The organism is Peribacillus sp. NPDC076916, assembly GCF_050269675.1.
Taxonomy (GTDB): domain Bacteria; phylum Bacillota; class Bacilli; order Bacillales; family DSM-1321; genus Peribacillus; species Peribacillus aracenensis.
On the sequence record NZ_JBNNIU010000007.1, the window covers coordinates 120003 to 137731 of the forward strand.

Genomic DNA, 17729 nt, shown 5'->3' on the forward strand with positions numbered 1-17729 from the left:
AACCCAAGAATGGACGAGCATATTTTTCATATAGAAGGCCTCACCCATCAATTCGCGGATGGAACGTTTGCTTTAAACGACCTTTCGCTAACGATCCAACACGGTAAAAAGATAGCATTACTAGGCAATAATGGTGCCGGCAAATCGACTTTATTCCTCCATTTAAATGGGCTTTTACAACCTACGGCAGGAAAGATCAGATTTAAGGGCAAGAAAATGAAATATGACCGTAAAGCATTATTATCATTACGAAAGCAAGTCGGGATTGTTTTTCAAGATCCCGACTCGCAGCTCTTTTCCGCTAATGTACAACAGGATATATCGTTTGGACCGATGAATTTAGGATGGGATAGAAAAGCAGTCCAGGAGAAAGTAAATTGGGCGATGGCTGAAACGGAAATAACGGAACTTAAAGACAGACCCACCCATTTTTTGAGCCTTGGGCAAAAAAAACGTGTCGCCATTGCAGGGGTACTCGCCATGGAACCTGATGTCTGGCTCTTGGATGAGCCTACAGCTGGATTGGATCCTTATTTCTCAAGACAGATCATGGCTCTGCTGGACAATATCCACCACCATGACAAAACGATAATCCTATCAACTCATGATGTTAATTTAGCATATCAATGGGCTGATGAAGTGGTTGTCATGAACGATGGTAAGGTCATATACCAAGGGGATCCCGTATCCGTTTTCCATGATGAAGACGTTTTGCTGCAGGCACATCTGGAGAAGCCGTGGGTTTTTGAAATGTTTCAAGCCCTTCTTCAATCAAGGGAACCGTCTGAACGGGACCTTTTCCCAAGAACGAAGGAAGAATTGCTTCAAATGTTGGAGACCGAAAGGATTTATTAATTAAGCATCCCCTAGCTATTGTTTCCTCTTTCCAAAAGCTAGGGGATCTTTAAAATAGCAGGCGATCATTCTTGTTCCTAAAAACCAAAAATCTTATTATTTATTACTTTTCTTCCTCAGTTCTTTTTTTTGCAAGCTCAATATCTCTTCCGTTCACATCATCAACGACTGCTTTTACCTCCCCTTCCGCATAAGTATCCGAAACTTGTTCGTGTGTTGTAGCCAGTCCAGAAGATAAATTATCTTCCCGTTTATAATCACTAACATCATATATTCTTCCGGCAATTTCTGAAGATTCATTTTTTGATTGCTTGCTATCCATTTTTTTCACTCCTGGTTTTTAAATTTTCCAATCATCCATTGACAGCAGTATTAAGACAAAGGTATTTTGTGTAAAAACTGAAGCAATATTCAATAATGATTAAAAAAGGCAAAAAAAGCTTACAAGTAAAATCCCCTTTCAAGGACTTTACATGTAAGCTTATTGAGAGCTTAGGCTTCCTTCTTCACATCCACATTATCGGATGGGTCACCCCAACATTCCACATTCTTCAAGCCTTTGATATTGTTCACATGGAAGACAGGATTTTTCCCACTTTTCTTTTGCTTTTGATAATCCGCCAATGCAGCAAATGCTATCTTCCCTAGTAATGCTATGGCAATCAGGTTGATAATGGCCATAAGGGCCATCAGCAAGTCAGCCAATCCCCAAACAAAATCCAGTGAGGCAAGAGAACCGAATATCACCATCCCTACGACTGCGATACGATAGATGTTTAACCAAACCTTATTTTCATTGATGAAGCCAATGTTCGACTCTCCATAATAATAGTTGCCCACAATGGAGCTAAAAGCGAATAACAGTACAATGATGGCAAGGAAAATACCCGCCCAAGGCCCCAATGCCGTTCCAAGGGCATTTTGGGTAAGGACGATTCCATCCGTTTCCTTCGATGTATAAAGACCTGAAAACAAAATGATGAAGGCAGTCGAACTGCAAATGATGAGCGTATCGACAAAAACACCCAGTGACTGAATGAGGCCTTGCTTGACGGGATGACTGACATCTGCCGTCGCGCCAGCATTAGGTGCACTACCCATCCCGGCTTCATTTGAAAATAGGCCGCGCTTGATTCCTTGCATCATGGCTGCTCCCAGTACTCCGCCAGCCACTTCTTTTATGCCATTAAATGCACTTTCAAAGATCAGAACAAAAACACCCGGTAACTCCGTAATATTCATGATGATGATAATCAACGCCACTATCACATAGGCTCCTGCCATGATCGGAACGATGACCTCAGAGACCTTTGCAACCATTTTGATCCCGCCAAAAATGATGACCGCCGTGACGATTGCCAGGATGACAGCCGTAACCCACTTTTCAATCCCAAACGATTCGTTGAATGCGCTTGTAATCGTATTGGCTTGTACCGAATTGAAAGCTAGTCCAAATGTCAGCGAAATCAACACAGCGAAAGTGATGCCCATCCAGCGGGCATTCAATGCTTTTTCCATATAATACGCAGGACCGCCGCGGAATGCATCCCCATCCTTGACCTTATAGATTTGAGCAAGTGTACTTTCAATGAAAGCCGAAGCAGATCCGATCAGTGCTATTAACCACATCCAGAAAACGGCTCCAGGGCCGCCCGTCGTGATCGCTATTGCAACACCTGCAAGGTTACCCGTTCCTACCCGGGAAGCCGTGCTTATACAAAATGCCTGAAAGGATGTCACACCTTTTTTTTCCGCAGTGGCCCCTTCGCCTAATAGCCGGAACATTTCCCTTATCATTCTGAATTGAACAAACTTCGTACGGACGGAAAAATAAAGACCCAATCCAATCAACATGATGATCAATATGGAAGACCATAACACATCATTTGCCTCACTAATAAAATTTTCTAAGATCTCCATTAAAACAAACCCCTCTACTTCACGCTAATTGTTATTACAAAAACATATACAGCTATAATTTATTTCCCTATTCATTTAGGAGATAAACAAATGAAGCCATAAAAAAAGGAAATTCCGTAATGAATCTCCAATACCATTATATATTATATCCTAACACTCTATTTTTTTCATTCATGAATTAGTGTAATCTATCGAAATATATAATATTTCAATATCATTTCCTTTATATAATAATCTTTCATCCTCACTTCATTTAACATTCACTGCAACGTTATTTAAATTCCTAATCAAAACAACCTGGATATAGAAAAGCCTCACACGACCTGTTTCCAGATTAACGTGCGAGGCTTATTTTGCAATTATCTGATTCAGGATTGCTGTAGGTCCCAATGTTGAAATTAAATCTTTTATGATATCCTTTTTTCTGCCTCTCCTATATGGTTAGAATACCTTGTGCAAACATCTTCCTTAATTCTTTCTTATCAATTTTTCCAATCGGCGTTAATGGAAACTTATCTAGAAAATAGACTACTTTAGGAATCATATACTTTGAGGTTCTTTGTTTGCAGAAATCAATTAATTCCTCACTAGTACAGTTCAATCCATCTTGCAGTGATGCAACGATACACACTACTTCTCCCCAATCTGGGTGTGGAACACCTATGCAAGCACTTAATGCAACAGAAGGGTGCAGGTTCACCACCCGCTCAACTTCTGAAGAATATACGTTCATCCCGCCTGAAATGATCATATCTTTCTTTCTATCCACAATATAAAGGTAACCGCTTTCATCCCATTTGCCAATATCACCAGTGTAGAACCAGCCATCACGGATGTATTCCTGGGTAAGATCAGGTCTTTGATAATAACCTGCCATCATCGCTGGCGATTTTACGATAATTTCACCAAGCTCGGAAGGTTTTACATCATTTCCTTCATTATCGATCAGTCGAACTTCGGTAAGAATGCACGGTTTTCCACAACTTTTCAAAATTTCCGAATTGTTATGATAAGCCCATACATGAGCGCTTTTCGATAGTCTTGTAATGACAATATTACATTCAGTCATGCCGTATTGCTGGCGCATGATAGGCCCGAATACTTCAAAGGCTTCTTTAAGGCGCTTTTGTGAAATTGGTGACGCGCCGTAGAAAATATTGCGCATGGAGCTCATATCATATTCCATCTTCTTTGTCTGATCAAGCAGTCTGTATAACATGGTCGGTACCATGAATGTCGTCGTAATTTCATGTTCCTTTATCGCCCGTATGAATTCTGCAGCGTCAAATGAGCCCATCACATAGACATGGACGCCCGAAACAAGGGATCTCCAAAGTAAAGAACCGGCTGAATGCACAATAGGCGTACTTAGCAATACTCGGTCTCGGTCGTCAAGTGGGTCTTCGATAGCGGCAGAAAGTATGGCGGCGCCGAGTCCTTTCTGGGTATGCATGACGCCTTTCGGTGTACCCGTTGTCCCGCCTGTATATGAGAGAAGGGCAATGTCTTCCGCTTCAGCTAATGGCAAGTCTAAATCATTTATTTCATCGGGCCATTGAAACCGTTCAAACTCCTCTGGATAATTAATAGCAAAGCCAGGAAGCCCAATGACATGGACATTTTCCTGCTTCATTTCTTCCAAATACTCAAAGAAGGTATCAAAGTGCGTCTTTGTAGCTATTATGACCACTTCTGGTTTTGCTTCCTTAAGGATGAATTGTATTTCTCGTTTCCCCAGTTTTTCACTTAATGGCACTAAGGTAGCTCCACATTGCTGGATGGCCAAACCAAACATCACACTTTCCAAGCTGTTTGGAATGATGGTCGCTATGCGGACACCCCTTCCTGCACCTAAGCGAAGTAAATAAGAAGAGATAAGGTTTGTTTTCTTCCATAACTCGTCGTAGGTTATCGTTTCCCCGGTTGGCAACAAGGTAATTGCGGGCAGTTCGCCGAATCGTTTCATTCCTTTATTCAACAGTGACTGAAATGTCAACTTATGCAGCATGTATTTTTTCCTCCTTCGGTTTTACCCTTTTAATAATGCTTTGGCAATTGTATTTTTTTGAATTTCCGAGGTTCCGCTCAAAATCCGATACATCCGTGCGCTCCTGTACATTTTTTCTACAGGATGGCCTTTTACCAGGCCTTTGGAGCCAAAGATTTGGATGGCCTTGTCAGCCACACGGCTATTTACTTCTGAAGCAAATAGCTTTGCCATGGATGTGCCGGCGCGATCCTCTTTTCCTTGATCAATTTTTTCAACCACATCATAGACCATGCACTTTGCTGCATAGATTTCCGTCGCCATTTCTGCGAGCATATGCTGAATTGCCTGGAAGTCACCAATGGGCCGGCCGTGCTGGACTCGCGTTTTAGCATGCTCAATAGATAAATTGAGAAGGTGTTGAGCCATTCCGATAAAGCCGGCCGCATGGGAAGCGCGATTTGTGTTTATTCTCTTCAATCCGAGCAGCAACCCTTTTCCTGGTTCTCCGATAATATTGGCGGCAGGCACTCGACATTGATTGAAATTCAATTCAGCATGTATGCGCTCCCCTGATAGGGGAACTTGAATGTCTCCTAGTTCGAACCCCGAATGTTGGGGTGTTTTTTTATCTACTAGGAAAGCAGTGATTCTTTCTTTCTCTCCTTCCTGAGATTCTTTCGCTATGACAATGGCGAAATCAGCATAGGGTGCAGCACTGATAAAATGTTTTTTTCCATTCAATATATAATCATTTCCGTCTTTAACGGCTGTTGTTTCGATAGCAAAGGCGTCCGATCCGGCATTTGGTTCTGTAAGGGCAAAGCAGCAGCTCGCTTCCCCCTTCACGACGGGCATCACATATTTTTCTATTTGCTCCGTTGTAAAGCTTTCCAACATCTGACCAATTCTTAGTGGCCCGCCAATCTCGCCGATAACCTGCCCCCATAACACTGCTCCGGAACGGGCCAATTCTTCCTTGAACATGCATAATCCTTTTAAGCTAACATCTTGTCCACCATACTTTTCAGGGAGGTTAATTCCGTAAAAACCCAATTCCCTGGATCGTTTTCTTGCCCATCGTATGGCTTCCATCGGGATATCCTCTTCAGCGTTCAATCCATGCTCCTGTTCAAATGGAAGCAATTCATCTTGAATGAAAGCCTGCAACTTTGTTTGAAGTACCTCTAATTTCTCTTCCTGCGTTGTTACCATAAGTTTCCCCTTTCATTTCTTGTTTTTGTCAAACTGTTCAAATATTTAAAATGTTATAAAAATAATTTTAAAGGTAAATAATATTTAAGTAAAATAATGAAATATGATATACACATAAGAAAAATTGATGTAAAAAAAACACAAAAAAATATTAGTTCCCTTCATCATGGGAAACTAATATTTAAGAGCAGTATAGAATTCGAGACATTTTATAAACTCCCTGGCAGCTTTTGAAAAATACTGCTTCTTAGAGCGAACATAACCGAATTCCATTGTATTATTTTCTAGCTCAACCAAAGGAATGGCCACAAGTTCCCCGCTTAGGAAATAGGGGTCACTGTTCACTCCAATATCATAGGAAAAGGCAATGGCTAATCCCTCAGCGACGGTTTTTTTGATGATTTCTGTATTATTTGTGAAAAACAAAATATTCATCTCACCGTAATGATCGAAAAAACCTTTGATGAACGCCTTCATCCTTGGTCCATTGTAAACGACCAGATTTTGGTCCATTAGCTCTTGTGGGGTTATGCTTTTACGGTTGGCTAAAGGGGAATTCTTACTGACCGACACAATCACTTTTGCTTCCATTAAAGGTTGAAATTCCAACTCATTTTCTTTTGGCTTAATCTTTGGAATATTCAAGAGCCCGATGTCTATCTTAGCATTCAGTACTTCTTCGGTTATCTCTTGTCCCCCTTTTTCTTCAATCACGATTTTCACCTTGGGATACTTCTTCTTAAATAACGCCAATGATTTAGGCAAAACCGTAAGAAATAAACCTTGTGTAGAGGATAGGCGTAACTCTTTTTCCATCGTATCTGAATGTATTTGCGCACTGTCTCTTATTTCTTCCAATTTGCTTAATACTTCAAGAGCTTTCTGGATGATTTCCTTTCCGTCCTCTGTAGGTATGGTTCCTAACCGTGACCGCTTAAAGATTTTTATACCTAATTCCTTCTCCAGACTGGTAATGGCCATGCTGATTCCAGATTGAGAGATATGGAGGCTCTCTGAAGCCATGGAAATCGAGTTTACCTCGGCCACTTTTATTATATATTCCAATTGTTCAATATTCATGGTTCATTCTCCTTCTGGCCTATTACCCATATCATACCTCGAACAGAAAGCCCTTTCAATTTTAGAGAAGGAGATTCAGGCCCCCTCGAACTGTCTCCACAAAGGCAGAGTGCCGGTTTCATACAATGGTAGTTGTTTTTTCGTATTCTTTAGCGGGTTGTGCCCGATTATTTTTAATAGAAACGGCAACAACCGTTCCCAACAACGCCATTATCACCAAAAACAGGAAAGCTGCGTCATAGGAGTCATTAAACAAACTGATAATCAAACCTAGGGCTAAAGGAGAAACCGCACCTGCAATTTGACCGGCAAAAGTTACGAGTCCGGAGGCAGAGCCCGTAAGTTCCTTTGGTGAGTATTTTATGATAATCGTATATAGAACGGTTCCAAAGAAAGACAGCGCTATGGAGTTAAGAGTGAGATAAGTGATGAAAAGTGCTATGGATGTGGCGTTAGACATTAAAAAGAGAAAAATTGCCGATAATAAAGCTCCTGCAGCAGCAAGATACTTCTCCCGGTTAGCCATATGCTTATCCAGAAGCCATCCGCTTACATTAAACATCAAGAAACCAAAAACATAAGGGATTGCCAATAAACCCCCAGCGGCTATTAAATCAACCCCTTTTTCCTTAACCAAATATATAGGCATCCAAGTGATCAGACCATAGTTGATAATATTTGAGATAAACTTGAAAGTTATGAGTTTCCAAATATTTTCGATTTTAAATAATAGTTTCAGAGCTACCTTTTTTTGTTTCGGATTGTCTGTTTTAACCTGAGTTCCTTGAGGCTTTAGAATGAACCAAATACCGAAAGAAATTAATATCCCTAGAATCCCGGCAATGGTAAACATGCCCCGCCAACCGAAAGCTACAACCATCGAAGCGGCAAGAGCGGTACCTAATATCCCGCCAATATTCTGGGCAGACAGGAAAAATGAATTTGCCCGGCCCCGTTCTTCTTCCGGGAAGTTATTTCTTATAGTGGACATACTGGCAGGATAGAAAGGCCCTTCACCTAACCCGAACAGAAAACGAATGAATAATAAAGACATGAAAGACCAAGCAAACCCGGACATAACAGTGAACAGTGACCAACTAAACAAAGAAACAGTAACCATGACTCTTGCTCCATATTTATCGGTCATCCATCCGCCAAGCGGTTGCATGAGTGAGTAACTAACAAAAAATATACTAATTAAAAACCCTGTCTGGGACGTATTGAGATGAAACTCATCTGCAATGGGAATAATTCCGACATTAATGGCAACGCGATCAAAAAAGCTTAAAATCATTCCAACAAATAAAAGGCCGCTGATCACTAATTTTCGTTTCTTACTTGCATACAGCTGCATTCCTCATCACTCCATTTTTTAGATTTTCACAAAACTTTTGGATATATAAGGGAAGCGCTTACAATCCCTTTCAAAATGCCCAAGACTGAAAATTTACTTTTTACTTATTGATTTTTGTTCTGTGACTATTAGGAGCGTTTTTTCATTAAAAGACAATAATGATTTTAAAAAACGAAACTGGAATGCCTACAAGATTATTAGATACATTCAAACCCACGGGACTAATAAGTAGACTCGCGGGTAGAAACATTGGTCACTTGATCCATCATGCTATAAAGTAATTGATTATCATGGAGTAACGATATTGACCTTCGGTTGAAATTGATCAAGCAAAGACAGGAAATCTTCGAACTGTTCTTTATCACCGGAAATGGAAACTTTACCGGCCGCTTCCATTTTGGATAAATCTTCACGTCCTAGAGCAATCTGATAAAAGGTCATACTATCTAATGTTAATGTTGCATCAGGGTTGGACGCCATTTTCCCTTTTTCGAAGTTCAATACAGAATTATCCAGATCAAACATGTAATTGGTTTTCGAATCTGTAAATGTCAAATTGAATGTCATAATTTTATTTTCCGCTTTTGTTCCATTTAACTTAATGGACAAGAATTTCATGAAATCATCCATTGGCATATTGAGCAGCGTATCGAGATTCATCATTCCGCCAGTTCCTTTCGTGTCTGCCACTCCATTCCTTAACTCATCTGCGCCGGTAAGATAGAAATTACGCCACACAGAGGATTCAGCGGTGTATCCTAATTGTTCATAAGCATTAGCCAGTAAATTTTTTGCTTCTGTATTTTTGGGGTTAGCCATGACTACATGCTTTAAAACTTGAGCCACCCAGCGATATTCCCCTTTTTTATAATCAAGTTTTGCCCGTTTAATGACCTTCTTTTCCCCACCCATATACTCCACATATTTAGCGCCCGATTCTTCTTGTGGTAAAGTATCCAAGTCGGATGGATTACCGTTGAAATATCCTAAATAAAAGTTGTACACCGCTTTTACGTTTTGTTTCAATGTTCCGTAATACCCCCGATTGGCCCAAACTTTATCCAACTTTTCAGGAAGCTTCAACTTTTCCGCGATTTCATCAGGTGTGAGTCCTAAATTAGCTAATCGTATCGTTTGGTCATGAATATATTTATACAAATCACGCTGACTTTCCAACTGCTCCAGAACATGGTCTTTTCCCCATATGGGCCATGTATGAGCGGTAACCATGGCATCTATATCTTCATTTCCAAACAGATCGACTGTTCCATCAAGTGCTTTAACCCATTTTAAGGTATCTCTGGTTTTAGCTCCCCTTAATGTATAAATGTTATGTAACGTGTGTCCGGTGTTTTCGGCTACCACTAAAGTTTTGTAATCTTTGATGTAATAATGCATCTCAGATGGAGCTTCTGAATCCGGCGTCAATAAAAACTTAAAAGTTATTCCGTCTATTTCCACCGTTTGAATATCATCCTTTACTTCCATTGTTGGAGGTAAATAGCTAAAAGTTCCGTTACTTAATCCCGGGCCAATACCAGAAGTAACAAACCCTCTTTCATTTGCGGGTAAAAGATTTCCAAACATATAACCTGCACGGCGAGACATTATATTACCTAAAAGAATGTTTTCACTTAGCGCTTCATCGTTAAAACCTTCGGGAACAATGATGGGCACATTAGCTGGATTTTCAGCGTACTGAGCAATGCCCTTTATACCACCAAAGTGATCCGCATGACTATGACTAATAACAATGGCACTTACCGGTTTTTTGGATCGATGTTCAAAATAAAGCTCCATCGCTGCTTTGGCCGTTTCAATTGTAGAAAGTGTATCCAAAACTATTAATCCTGTTTTTCCTTCCACAATGGTAAGCACTGATAAATCCTGACCCCGAACTTGATAAACGCCATCTACCACTTTAAATAAGCCTGTTATATTTTGTAATTGTGCCTGTCTCCACAAGCTAGGGTTTACAGTATTACTTGCCGGCTGATCTTCTTTGATGAATGAATATCGATTACTATCCCATACTACGTCACCTTTTGAATTTTTTATTGGATTCATATTCAAGGGTGCAATGAACCCTTTATGTGCATCCTTGAAATCTTCCTTGTCTTTAAAATTCAACTGTTCATAAAATGCTTTATTTGCTGAAATAGTTGCATATGTTGCGGGCATTGGCTCACCAGATGAAGCATTTGTAACAGAAGATCCTGCGAGCATAGCAAAAACAATGGGAACGGAAACAATGCCTTTAATAATAGATACTCTGGACATCTCATACCCCTTTCTCGTTTGAATAAGCAGATATCATGTCTATATTCCTTTTGTCGAAGAAGTAAACTTACTCTTTTTGTATAAATTTTTAGAATAATATGAATTTATTTTATAATTAATTAGCCATTAAGTATATTTCCTATTTCTAATAGTAACTTCAATTTTATTTATATATAAACTACTTATTAACGAATGTTAGTTCGTATAGCGGTGAACTGCACATCCAAATACAAAATGCCCCTCCCGATAGAGAAGAGCTTTTATGAATAATCATGCGGTATATTCAATTTTCCATGACTTTTTCAGGGTAAGGGGCCTTGGGCACATCTTTAACCACGAAATTGAAAACGCTGAAAAATTGTAATAGTAAACCAAAGTGGCTATCCTTCCTTATTATTGAAGGAAATCAACAAATTTAGACACCCCAATTTTATTAAAACGATTGTTTTTCCTGACTAGCCATAAATTTCTAGTTATATCTATTCTTGAAATACCCACTTCCCGCAAAAAGCCCTGCTCCAATTCCCTGGCCACTGTCAACCTGGGCAGAATGCTGATTCCAAGTCCAGCTTCAACCGCACTTTTTATCGCTTGTGTGCTACCAATCTCCATGTAGCTTTCTATTTTTTCTAAAACCCCATGCTCCCTTAACATGTTTTCCACTATAAGCCGTGTTCCTGAAATGGATTCACGCCAAATCATTCTTTCATTCCCCAATTCCTCAAGCTGGATTTCTTTTCTGTCTTTCCAGGGGTGGTCGGATGGACATACCAATATCAATTCGTCCTCGGCGAACTTGTCTACAATAAAATCGCTGTTTTCCACAAGCCCTTCTACCAAGGCCAAATCAATGACATCGTTTGTAAGATCCTGCAGAACCCGGGGGGTATTTTTTATCGTTAATGTCACTTTTATTTCAGGCTGTTGTTTTTTGAATCTTCCAAGCAAGCTCGGCAACAAATACTCACCAATAGTCAAGGATGCCCCTACTATGAGGTTTGCATTGTACTTGCCAGTCGATTGCTGAATCACTTCTTTTGAATGGTTGAAGTCATTTACAATAGCTTTTGCAAAAGGGTATAACAACTTACCTGCCTCTGTAACTCTCAGCCTTCCTTCCTCACGGTCGAATAACAAAGTGTTATAATAATTTTCCAGTTGATGGATTTGTCTTGTTACAGCGGGTTGAGATAGGAAACTTAACCTCGCTGCCTGGCTTATGCTTCCTTCATCCACCACTAAACAAAACATTTTTAGATTTTCTAATTTCAAGAAAACGACCTCCATGTTTTTAGATAGTTCATTAAAATGATAGCATCATAAAGGTAAATGGTGAAATGAAAAAAGAGTGCTGCTTCCCTGATAAGTGAGGCTATTAAATTATTGGCGGCATTCTTTATAAAACGGATAAATCTTCTGGGTATAACGTTTTGTTATACCCGATGATTTTGTTGCAATTTACCCATTCCTTTTTCTTTGATATGTTAGTAATAAGATTTAAACTTAGCGGCAAAGGAAGGTGACTGATGTAATGAAAGGACAATGGAAAACTCTATTCCATTTATTTTGGACCTTTTTTAAAATAGCACCTGTCACATTCGGAGGCGGGTTTGCGATGATCCCTTTAATCGAAAAAGAAGTGGTCGAAAAGAGGAAATGGATGAATAGCGAAGAAGTTACGGATGTTTTTGCGTTATCTCAGTCCGTACCGGGAGCTGTCGCTATTAACTCCGCCACCTTTATCGGCCATCGAATTGCCGGAATGAGGGGGGCAATGGCAGCCATGATCGGTGTTTCATTGCCTACCTTTTTAATTGTCCTGCTCCTAGGCATTTTGTATTTTTTCATCCAGGATAATTCGAAGATAGAATCCGCATTCATATCGATCAGAGCTTCCATAGTAGCGATCATCGCCTATGCGGCTATCAAGATAGGAAAAACGGCTGTTGTAGACAAATCAACTTTCTGTATTTTATTAGCAGGAATTCCAGTTCTCTTCTTTCTTCACCCTGTGATAGTTATAGTGGCAGGAGCTGTAGTGGGTATTGTGACAATCTCCATCAAGAAAAAATTAGGATACGATGTCAAGTTGGACAGAAAAGATATGACAAAAGAAGAAAATGATTTCGAACCTTACATGGGTGCTGGCATATAGGTAAATCAAAAAGGGTCTAACTAATTTTCAAGAAAGCGTGTGGTAGAATGATGGAATTGTGGGAGTTGTTTAGCACCTTCTTTATTATCGGCTTTGTATCGTTCGGAGGCGGATACGCCATGATTCCCGTAATAGAATCGGAAGTCTCACAGCATGGATGGCTGACGACGCAACAATTTACCGATATAATCGCCATTTCCGGGATGTCCCCAGGACCTGTCACAGCCAATAGTGCCATTCTCGTTGGCTATTCTACTGCTGGATTAGCAGGAGCCATATCATCCGCTCTCGGAATCTTGCTACCTGCTATAATATTCGTGACCGTTATAGCCACCTTCTTCAGCAAATTGAATCATTATCCAGTTATTCAATCCATGTTTTATGGATTAAGACCCATTGTCACTAGTCTAATCCTCTTTGCAGCAATCAGTTTATCACTTTCCAATCATATGATAGCCCCTAACTTTTCATGGCATACGATAAGCTTATTACTCGTATTTGGATTATCGTTATTTGCCCTGATGAAATTACGCTGGCACCCAGCTTATGTAATTATACTTTCTGGTTTAGTTGGTGTTGTCCTCTATTCATGACAAATGCCGCACGCAAAACCATTATCAATATGGACCGGATTGAAGCAGTTATTTTAGTTATAAATAAAATGGTATACCATAAATAAAAGAAATACCAAACAGATGAATTGAAAACTGCCTTGATTACTTTTTGAACACTGATACTGACATGAATGCGAAGATTTCACCCATACAGAAAACACCCTGTATCCAATGATTCAGGGTGTTTTTTTCATTTTTGTCCTCTTTTTAAGAAGTCCGTTTCTTCGTTTCATCCGAGTGAAACCGTGGATAACCAATCAAGATGGCCACGACTCCACAAAGTCCAATTAGTATCGGGTAATATGAATACGGCAAGATGCTTATCGGAGAGATTTTTGCTACCCCTGCTGCAACAAGCAGTTGTGCCCCATATGGTATCAACCCTTGGATACAACAGGCAAAAACGTCAAGTATGCTCGCCGATTTACGCGGATCAATCCCATACCTTTCAGCGATATTTTTGGCAAGTGGCCCGGCAATGATAATCGAAATCGTATTATTTGCCGTGGAAAGGTTCGTCAAGCCAACAAGCCCGGCAATACTGAATTCCGCCCCTTTTTTTGATTTGCTATTTCGGGTCACGAGCTGGAGTAGATAATCAATGCCACCATTATGTTTGATTACAGCAACCATACCTGCAATTAATATGGCAAGGAAGGATATTTCATACATTCCCGCCATTCCTTCACCAACTTTTTGAATGACACCCAACGGTTGATAACTTCCATCAGCCAAGCCGATGATTCCGGCAAAGACGATTCCGCTGGAAAGGACCAGGAACACATTGACTCCTGCCAATGCAGTGATCAATACGCAAAGGTATGGAAGAATCTTCACCCAATTATAAGAATTTTGGGTGATGTCGGCTTGTTCACCCATCGTTAATATTCCTAGGATAGCACAGGTGATGATGGCCGCAGGTAAAACGATGAAAAAATTCACTTTAAACTTATCCTTCATTTTCGTTCCCTGTGTTCGAACTGCAGCGATGGTCGTATCTGAAATGAAGGATAGATTATCCCCAAACATCGCACCACCAATAACGGCCGCCATTGAAAGGGCAAGCGAAATATCGGTTTGCTCGCTAATTCCGACCCCGATAGGTGCTAGGGCTACAATCGTTCCCATGCTCGTCCCCATAGATAGAGAAATAAAACAAGCGATAATGAATATCCCTACCATCAAAAGATTTTGCGGAAAAACGGCTAAGGCAAGATTCACCGTTGATTCAACCGCCCCCATGCCATTCGCAACTTCGGAAAAAGCGCCGGCTAAAAGGAAAATGATAACCATTAACATAATATTGGCGTCCCCTGCACCTTTACAGAAAATATCAACTTTTTGATTGAAACTTTCTTTCCGATTCATTGCCAATGCAGCCGCTGATGCAATAGAAATGGCTACAATCACCGGAAAAGAATAAAAATCTTTAGTGATGATCCCGGACCCTATAAATAAAATTAAAAATACGACAAATGGAATCAACGCCCATGGATTCCCTTTATTGTTTGCACTCATGATGTACACCTCTTTTTATTTTTCCCATGACATGTGTCATAGCCTTTATCCTTTTAACAGTTTTCGCAAATAACACCAACTTGAACTTGATTCTCCAGTCATGGAGCTATAGCTAAAAAACTGCCGGCATAAAAAAGACCCCTTCTATTTAACAACAAGAAGAGGTCTTTTAATTTATAAAAAACACCCTCCTTATCTTTCAGGCGAAAATCAGCCTGCTGGATTTGGCACAGCACTCCCATTAAGTCCGCTGCCGAGACATCTTCGGGCCAGTCCCTCCGTCTCTCTTGATAAGAAGATCAAATTTATATAATTTATCAAATATTACGATGCCTGCCAGAAAAGCACCAGGTTGGAAAGTTGCCGAAACCAATCTGAGTTTTTGAAAGAGACATCGAAGTCGTTTTGAAAAGCAAATATAAGAGTACAGCATTTTGTCTATTTTCGCAAGGTTTAGTTTTAAAGTATTTCCATGCACTTCTTAATGATTAATTAGGAATCTTGACATATGCAGTTAATCGGGACGGAATTAACATAAAAAGAGGTCTAATGACCTCTCAGCAAATTTGTTGTATTAGGTTAGGTGAATTTTTTTTAGTCGAGTTCACATCAGTCGATACCTCAAAAGCTTCCATTTGTTCCGAATCGAATGACTTTAAATACTGCTGCAGATATGCAGGATCATTAATGGATGGATTCAACCAATCTTTTTCATCTTCTGGTTTAAGGATGACAGGCATACGATCATGAATGCTGGTCATCAGCTCATTAGGAACGGTTGTTATAACGGAGCACGAGTAGATGCTGAGGCCTTCAGGAGATTTCCAGGATTCCCATATACCGGCCATTCCAAATGGAGCATCATTCTTCAGTTTTATTCGCATCGGTATTTTTCTTTCTGGTGTCTTCTTCCATTCATAAAATGAGTCAGCGATTATCAAGCATCTCTTCTTCTTATACGCATTCTTGAAGCTTGTTTTCTCTGCAATGGTTTCCGCTCTGGCATTGATCATTTTATAGCCCACTTTTTCGTCTTTTGCCCAGAAAGGAATGAGTCCCCACCGAAGATATCCAAGTCGATTCCTTGCCCCGTCATTAATGACGGATAGCACGGATTGGGAGGGAGCAATATTGTAGCTGAATTGGTATTCCTCATCAAATGATCCTTGAATATCAAACCGATCTTTTATTTCCTCAATATCAGTGAAAAGGGTGAAACGTCCACACATAATATCGCCTACCGTATTAAGATTTATTACAGTGTAACAAATGGAACAAGCAGGCACAAATCAGCGTTCTAAAATCCTGATGTCGGTAAATGGCTGATTAAATAATTCGCTGGAAATCAAAAGGGTGCCAAGGACTTCTCTTTCATCTTCAGCTTTAATGATTTCCGACAAAATCAAGGTACTACCATTCCTTACCGTTACTTTATATTCATTCATGGAATCCCCCCTCATAAGGCTAGATGCTTGTTATTATAAACCAAAAGACCACAAGTATCAGTATTGAACTCTTGCAGATTCATGGGTTAATCTACTAATGAAGAGGCCGCATGTAGGTTCCTTTACACATTAAAGGGTTAGTCGAACAAAGCCCGGGAGCATAAATCCTTGAATTGGCGGCATAAAAAAGACTGCCCATGAATGATTCATGGACAGTCAGGCGCTGTAAAAGGTTTTTCGCTTCAATACAGATAGTTGATTACGGAGATGGCATTTTAGTAAGGCCATTCATTATTTAAAATGAAGTAAAACCTCATTTATTAAATGTGCTGCCAATGTAACGGTTTTATTATTTTCATCCAACGAAGGATTCACTTCCGAGATATCAAAGGAGAGAATCTTTTCATTCGATACGATATGCCTGATAATGGCACGGACCAATTTCGGATTCAGTCCAAAAGGCGATGGAGCACTTACCCCAGGTGCGTAGGCTGAATCAATAACGTCTGTACATAATGTAAGAATAATGTAGTCATATCCCTTAGCGAATTCATTTATCCGCCGCTTAGTTTCATCCATTTCATTCAATGACAAATCTTCTTCCAATATGTAATCGACCTTACTTCTCTCGGCAGTTTCAAACAGTGCCTTCGTATTCCCCTGCTTCTGAATTCCGACACATAAATAGCCACAATTTTTATCTTCGTCCAAAATTTGCTTAAACATCGTTCCTGATGAACTTTCTTTTTCATAAGGCCTCATATCAAAGTGAGCGTCAATATTAATGATTCCCAAGCTAGCTTTTGGTCCAATGGATTCCCTAATCCCAAGATAATGGCCATACAGGGTTTCGTGCCCTCCGCCAAGTATGATAGGAATCGCTCTACTCTCCAATATCCGGGTAACAGCCGAACCCAATTGGGATTGAGCGGCCTCCATCTCTGTACCTTCACATATTACATCACCAGCATCCAACAGCTCGGTTCGGGAAGGTAAATGACAGGGTAATTTCGCCAATGACTGCCTAATATGATCAGGCCCTTCTGCCGCACCAATCCTGCCTTTATTCCTTTTGACGCCTTCATCACATTTGAAGCCAATCAATCCAAAGGTCCTGGATGAATTGGAAGAGATGGCTAATTCCGAAATCGGTGCCAAACGTACTCTTTGGTGGTATCTGAAGCTGTCCATGTCAGATTGGGAATCAATTCTTCCATTCCAATAATTTAAAGTCGGATTTGTATACATAATTTCTCCTTTATTTAAAAAATTCCGAAATATCTTTTTTCAAAATTATAAATGAGAT

The 17729-nt window shown here is 40.1% G+C and carries 15 protein-coding genes and 1 riboswitch; of the genes, 3 read left to right on the forward strand and 12 right to left on the reverse strand.

The genetic code is table 11. The annotated features are described in order from the left end of the window. Window positions 1–9 precede the first annotated feature (9 nt). Window positions 10–855 (forward strand): energy-coupling factor ABC transporter ATP-binding protein, encoded by an 846-nt coding sequence (locus tag ACQKFG_RS19715; protein ID WP_342615624.1) that lies wholly within the window; start codon window positions 10–12, stop codon window positions 853–855. A 103-nt stretch (window positions 856–958) separates the two neighbouring features. Here ACQKFG_RS19715 and ACQKFG_RS19720 read toward each other — a convergent pair whose 3' ends face one another. The 8 genes from ACQKFG_RS19720 to ACQKFG_RS19755 all read right to left on the reverse strand — a co-directional run bounded on the left by ACQKFG_RS19720 (window position 959) and on the right by ACQKFG_RS19755 (window position 11963). Next, window positions 959–1177, reverse strand: a complete 219-nt coding sequence (locus ACQKFG_RS19720; protein ID WP_349729461.1) for a YozQ family protein — start codon at window positions 1175–1177, stop codon at window positions 959–961. A gap of 170 nt (window positions 1178–1347) precedes the next feature. Next, window positions 1348–2775: an alanine/glycine:cation symporter family protein gene (locus ACQKFG_RS19725; protein WP_342615622.1), complete on the reverse strand. Its 1428-nt coding sequence runs from the start codon at window positions 2773–2775 to the stop codon at window positions 1348–1350. 433 nt (window positions 2776–3208) lie between these two features. Continuing rightward, entirely contained in the window at window positions 3209–4783 is a 1575-nt protein-coding gene (locus tag ACQKFG_RS19730; protein WP_427561989.1) for a class I adenylate-forming enzyme family protein, read from the reverse strand. A gap of 21 nt (window positions 4784–4804) precedes the next feature. Further along, the gene (locus ACQKFG_RS19735) at window positions 4805–5977 is read right to left on the reverse strand and encodes an acyl-CoA dehydrogenase family protein (protein WP_192204524.1); all 1173 of its coding nucleotides are present in this window, start codon (window positions 5975–5977) and stop codon (window positions 4805–4807) included. Between the two features lie 174 nt (window positions 5978–6151). Continuing rightward, window positions 6152–7057, reverse strand: a complete 906-nt coding sequence (locus ACQKFG_RS19740; protein ID WP_192204523.1) for a LysR family transcriptional regulator — start codon at window positions 7055–7057, stop codon at window positions 6152–6154. A 118-nt stretch (window positions 7058–7175) separates the two neighbouring features. Then, window positions 7176–8411 carry an MFS transporter gene (locus tag ACQKFG_RS19745; RefSeq protein ID WP_192204522.1) on the reverse strand — a complete coding sequence of 412 codons (1236 nt, stop codon included), beginning with the start codon at window positions 8409–8411 and terminating at the stop codon, window positions 7176–7178. Window positions 8412–8699: 288 nt separating this feature from the next. Next, the gene (locus ACQKFG_RS19750; RefSeq protein WP_427561995.1) at window positions 8700–10691 is read right to left on the reverse strand and encodes an alkyl/aryl-sulfatase; all 1992 of its coding nucleotides are present in this window, start codon (window positions 10689–10691) and stop codon (window positions 8700–8702) included. Between the two features lie 393 nt (window positions 10692–11084). Beyond that, a complete protein-coding gene (locus ACQKFG_RS19755; RefSeq protein ID WP_192204520.1) occupies window positions 11085–11963 on the reverse strand; it encodes a LysR family transcriptional regulator in 879 nt (292 codons plus the stop codon). A 259-nt stretch (window positions 11964–12222) separates the two neighbouring features. On the opposite strand from ACQKFG_RS19755, the gene ACQKFG_RS19760 reads away from it, so the two are divergent. Continuing rightward, window positions 12223–12846, forward strand: coding sequence for a chromate transporter (locus ACQKFG_RS19760; protein ID WP_427562000.1), 624 nt, complete (start codon window positions 12223–12225; stop codon window positions 12844–12846). Window positions 12847–12893: 47 nt separating this feature from the next. Further along, complete coding sequence (locus ACQKFG_RS19765) at window positions 12894–13439, forward strand: chromate transporter (RefSeq protein WP_228467391.1); 546 nt, start codon at window positions 12894–12896, stop codon at window positions 13437–13439. Between the two features lie 228 nt (window positions 13440–13667). On the opposite strand, the gene ACQKFG_RS19770 is transcribed toward ACQKFG_RS19765, so the two are convergent. The 4 genes from ACQKFG_RS19770 to hutG form a co-directional block, all read right to left on the reverse strand. Then, a complete protein-coding gene (locus ACQKFG_RS19770; protein ID WP_427562004.1) occupies window positions 13668–14978 on the reverse strand; it encodes a Na+/H+ antiporter NhaC family protein in 1311 nt (436 codons plus the stop codon). Between the two features lie 189 nt (window positions 14979–15167). Then, window positions 15168–15275, reverse strand: a riboswitch (SAM riboswitch). A gap of 260 nt (window positions 15276–15535) precedes the next feature. After that, the gene (locus ACQKFG_RS19775) at window positions 15536–16207 is read right to left on the reverse strand and encodes an SOS response-associated peptidase (protein WP_427562007.1); all 672 of its coding nucleotides are present in this window, start codon (window positions 16205–16207) and stop codon (window positions 15536–15538) included. 60 nt (window positions 16208–16267) lie between these two features. Next, on the reverse strand, window positions 16268–16423 hold the full coding sequence (locus tag ACQKFG_RS19780) for a hypothetical protein (RefSeq protein WP_153246094.1): 156 nt from the start codon (window positions 16421–16423) through the stop codon (window positions 16268–16270). A 291-nt stretch (window positions 16424–16714) separates the two neighbouring features. Then, window positions 16715–17671, reverse strand: a complete 957-nt coding sequence (hutG, locus tag ACQKFG_RS19785; RefSeq protein WP_427562010.1) for a formimidoylglutamase — start codon at window positions 17669–17671, stop codon at window positions 16715–16717. Between the last annotated feature and the right edge of the window lie 58 nt (window positions 17672–17729).

Coding starts and splice junctions, on each gene's coding strand:
- ACQKFG_RS19715 (WP_342615624.1), top strand. CDS start 10: ATGGACGAGCATATTTTTCATATAGAAGGCCTCACCCATCAATTCGCG.
- ACQKFG_RS19720 (WP_349729461.1), bottom strand. CDS start 1,177: ATGGATAGCAAGCAATCAAAAAATGAATCTTCAGAAATTGCCGGAAGA.
- ACQKFG_RS19725 (WP_342615622.1), bottom strand. CDS start 2,775: ATGGAGATCTTAGAAAATTTTATTAGTGAGGCAAATGATGTGTTATGG.
- ACQKFG_RS19730 (WP_427561989.1), bottom strand. CDS start 4,783: ATGCTGCATAAGTTGACATTTCAGTCACTGTTGAATAAAGGAATGAAA.
- ACQKFG_RS19735 (WP_192204524.1), bottom strand. CDS start 5,977: ATGGTAACAACGCAGGAAGAGAAATTAGAGGTACTTCAAACAAAGTTG.
- ACQKFG_RS19740 (WP_192204523.1), bottom strand. CDS start 7,057: ATGAATATTGAACAATTGGAATATATAATAAAAGTGGCCGAGGTAAAC.
- ACQKFG_RS19745 (WP_192204522.1), bottom strand. CDS start 8,411: ATGCAGCTGTATGCAAGTAAGAAACGAAAATTAGTGATCAGCGGCCTT.
- ACQKFG_RS19750 (WP_427561995.1), bottom strand. CDS start 10,691: ATGTCCAGAGTATCTATTATTAAAGGCATTGTTTCCGTTCCCATTGTT.
- ACQKFG_RS19760 (WP_427562000.1), top strand. CDS start 12,223: ATGAAAGGACAATGGAAAACTCTATTCCATTTATTTTGGACCTTTTTT.
- ACQKFG_RS19765 (WP_228467391.1), top strand. CDS start 12,894: ATGATGGAATTGTGGGAGTTGTTTAGCACCTTCTTTATTATCGGCTTT.
- ACQKFG_RS19770 (WP_427562004.1), bottom strand. CDS start 14,978: ATGAGTGCAAACAATAAAGGGAATCCATGGGCGTTGATTCCATTTGTC.
- ACQKFG_RS19775 (WP_427562007.1), bottom strand. CDS start 16,207: ATGTGTGGACGTTTCACCCTTTTCACTGATATTGAGGAAATAAAAGAT.
- ACQKFG_RS19780 (WP_153246094.1), bottom strand. CDS start 16,423: ATGAATGAATATAAAGTAACGGTAAGGAATGGTAGTACCTTGATTTTG.
- hutG (WP_427562010.1), bottom strand. CDS start 17,671: ATGTATACAAATCCGACTTTAAATTATTGGAATGGAAGAATTGATTCC.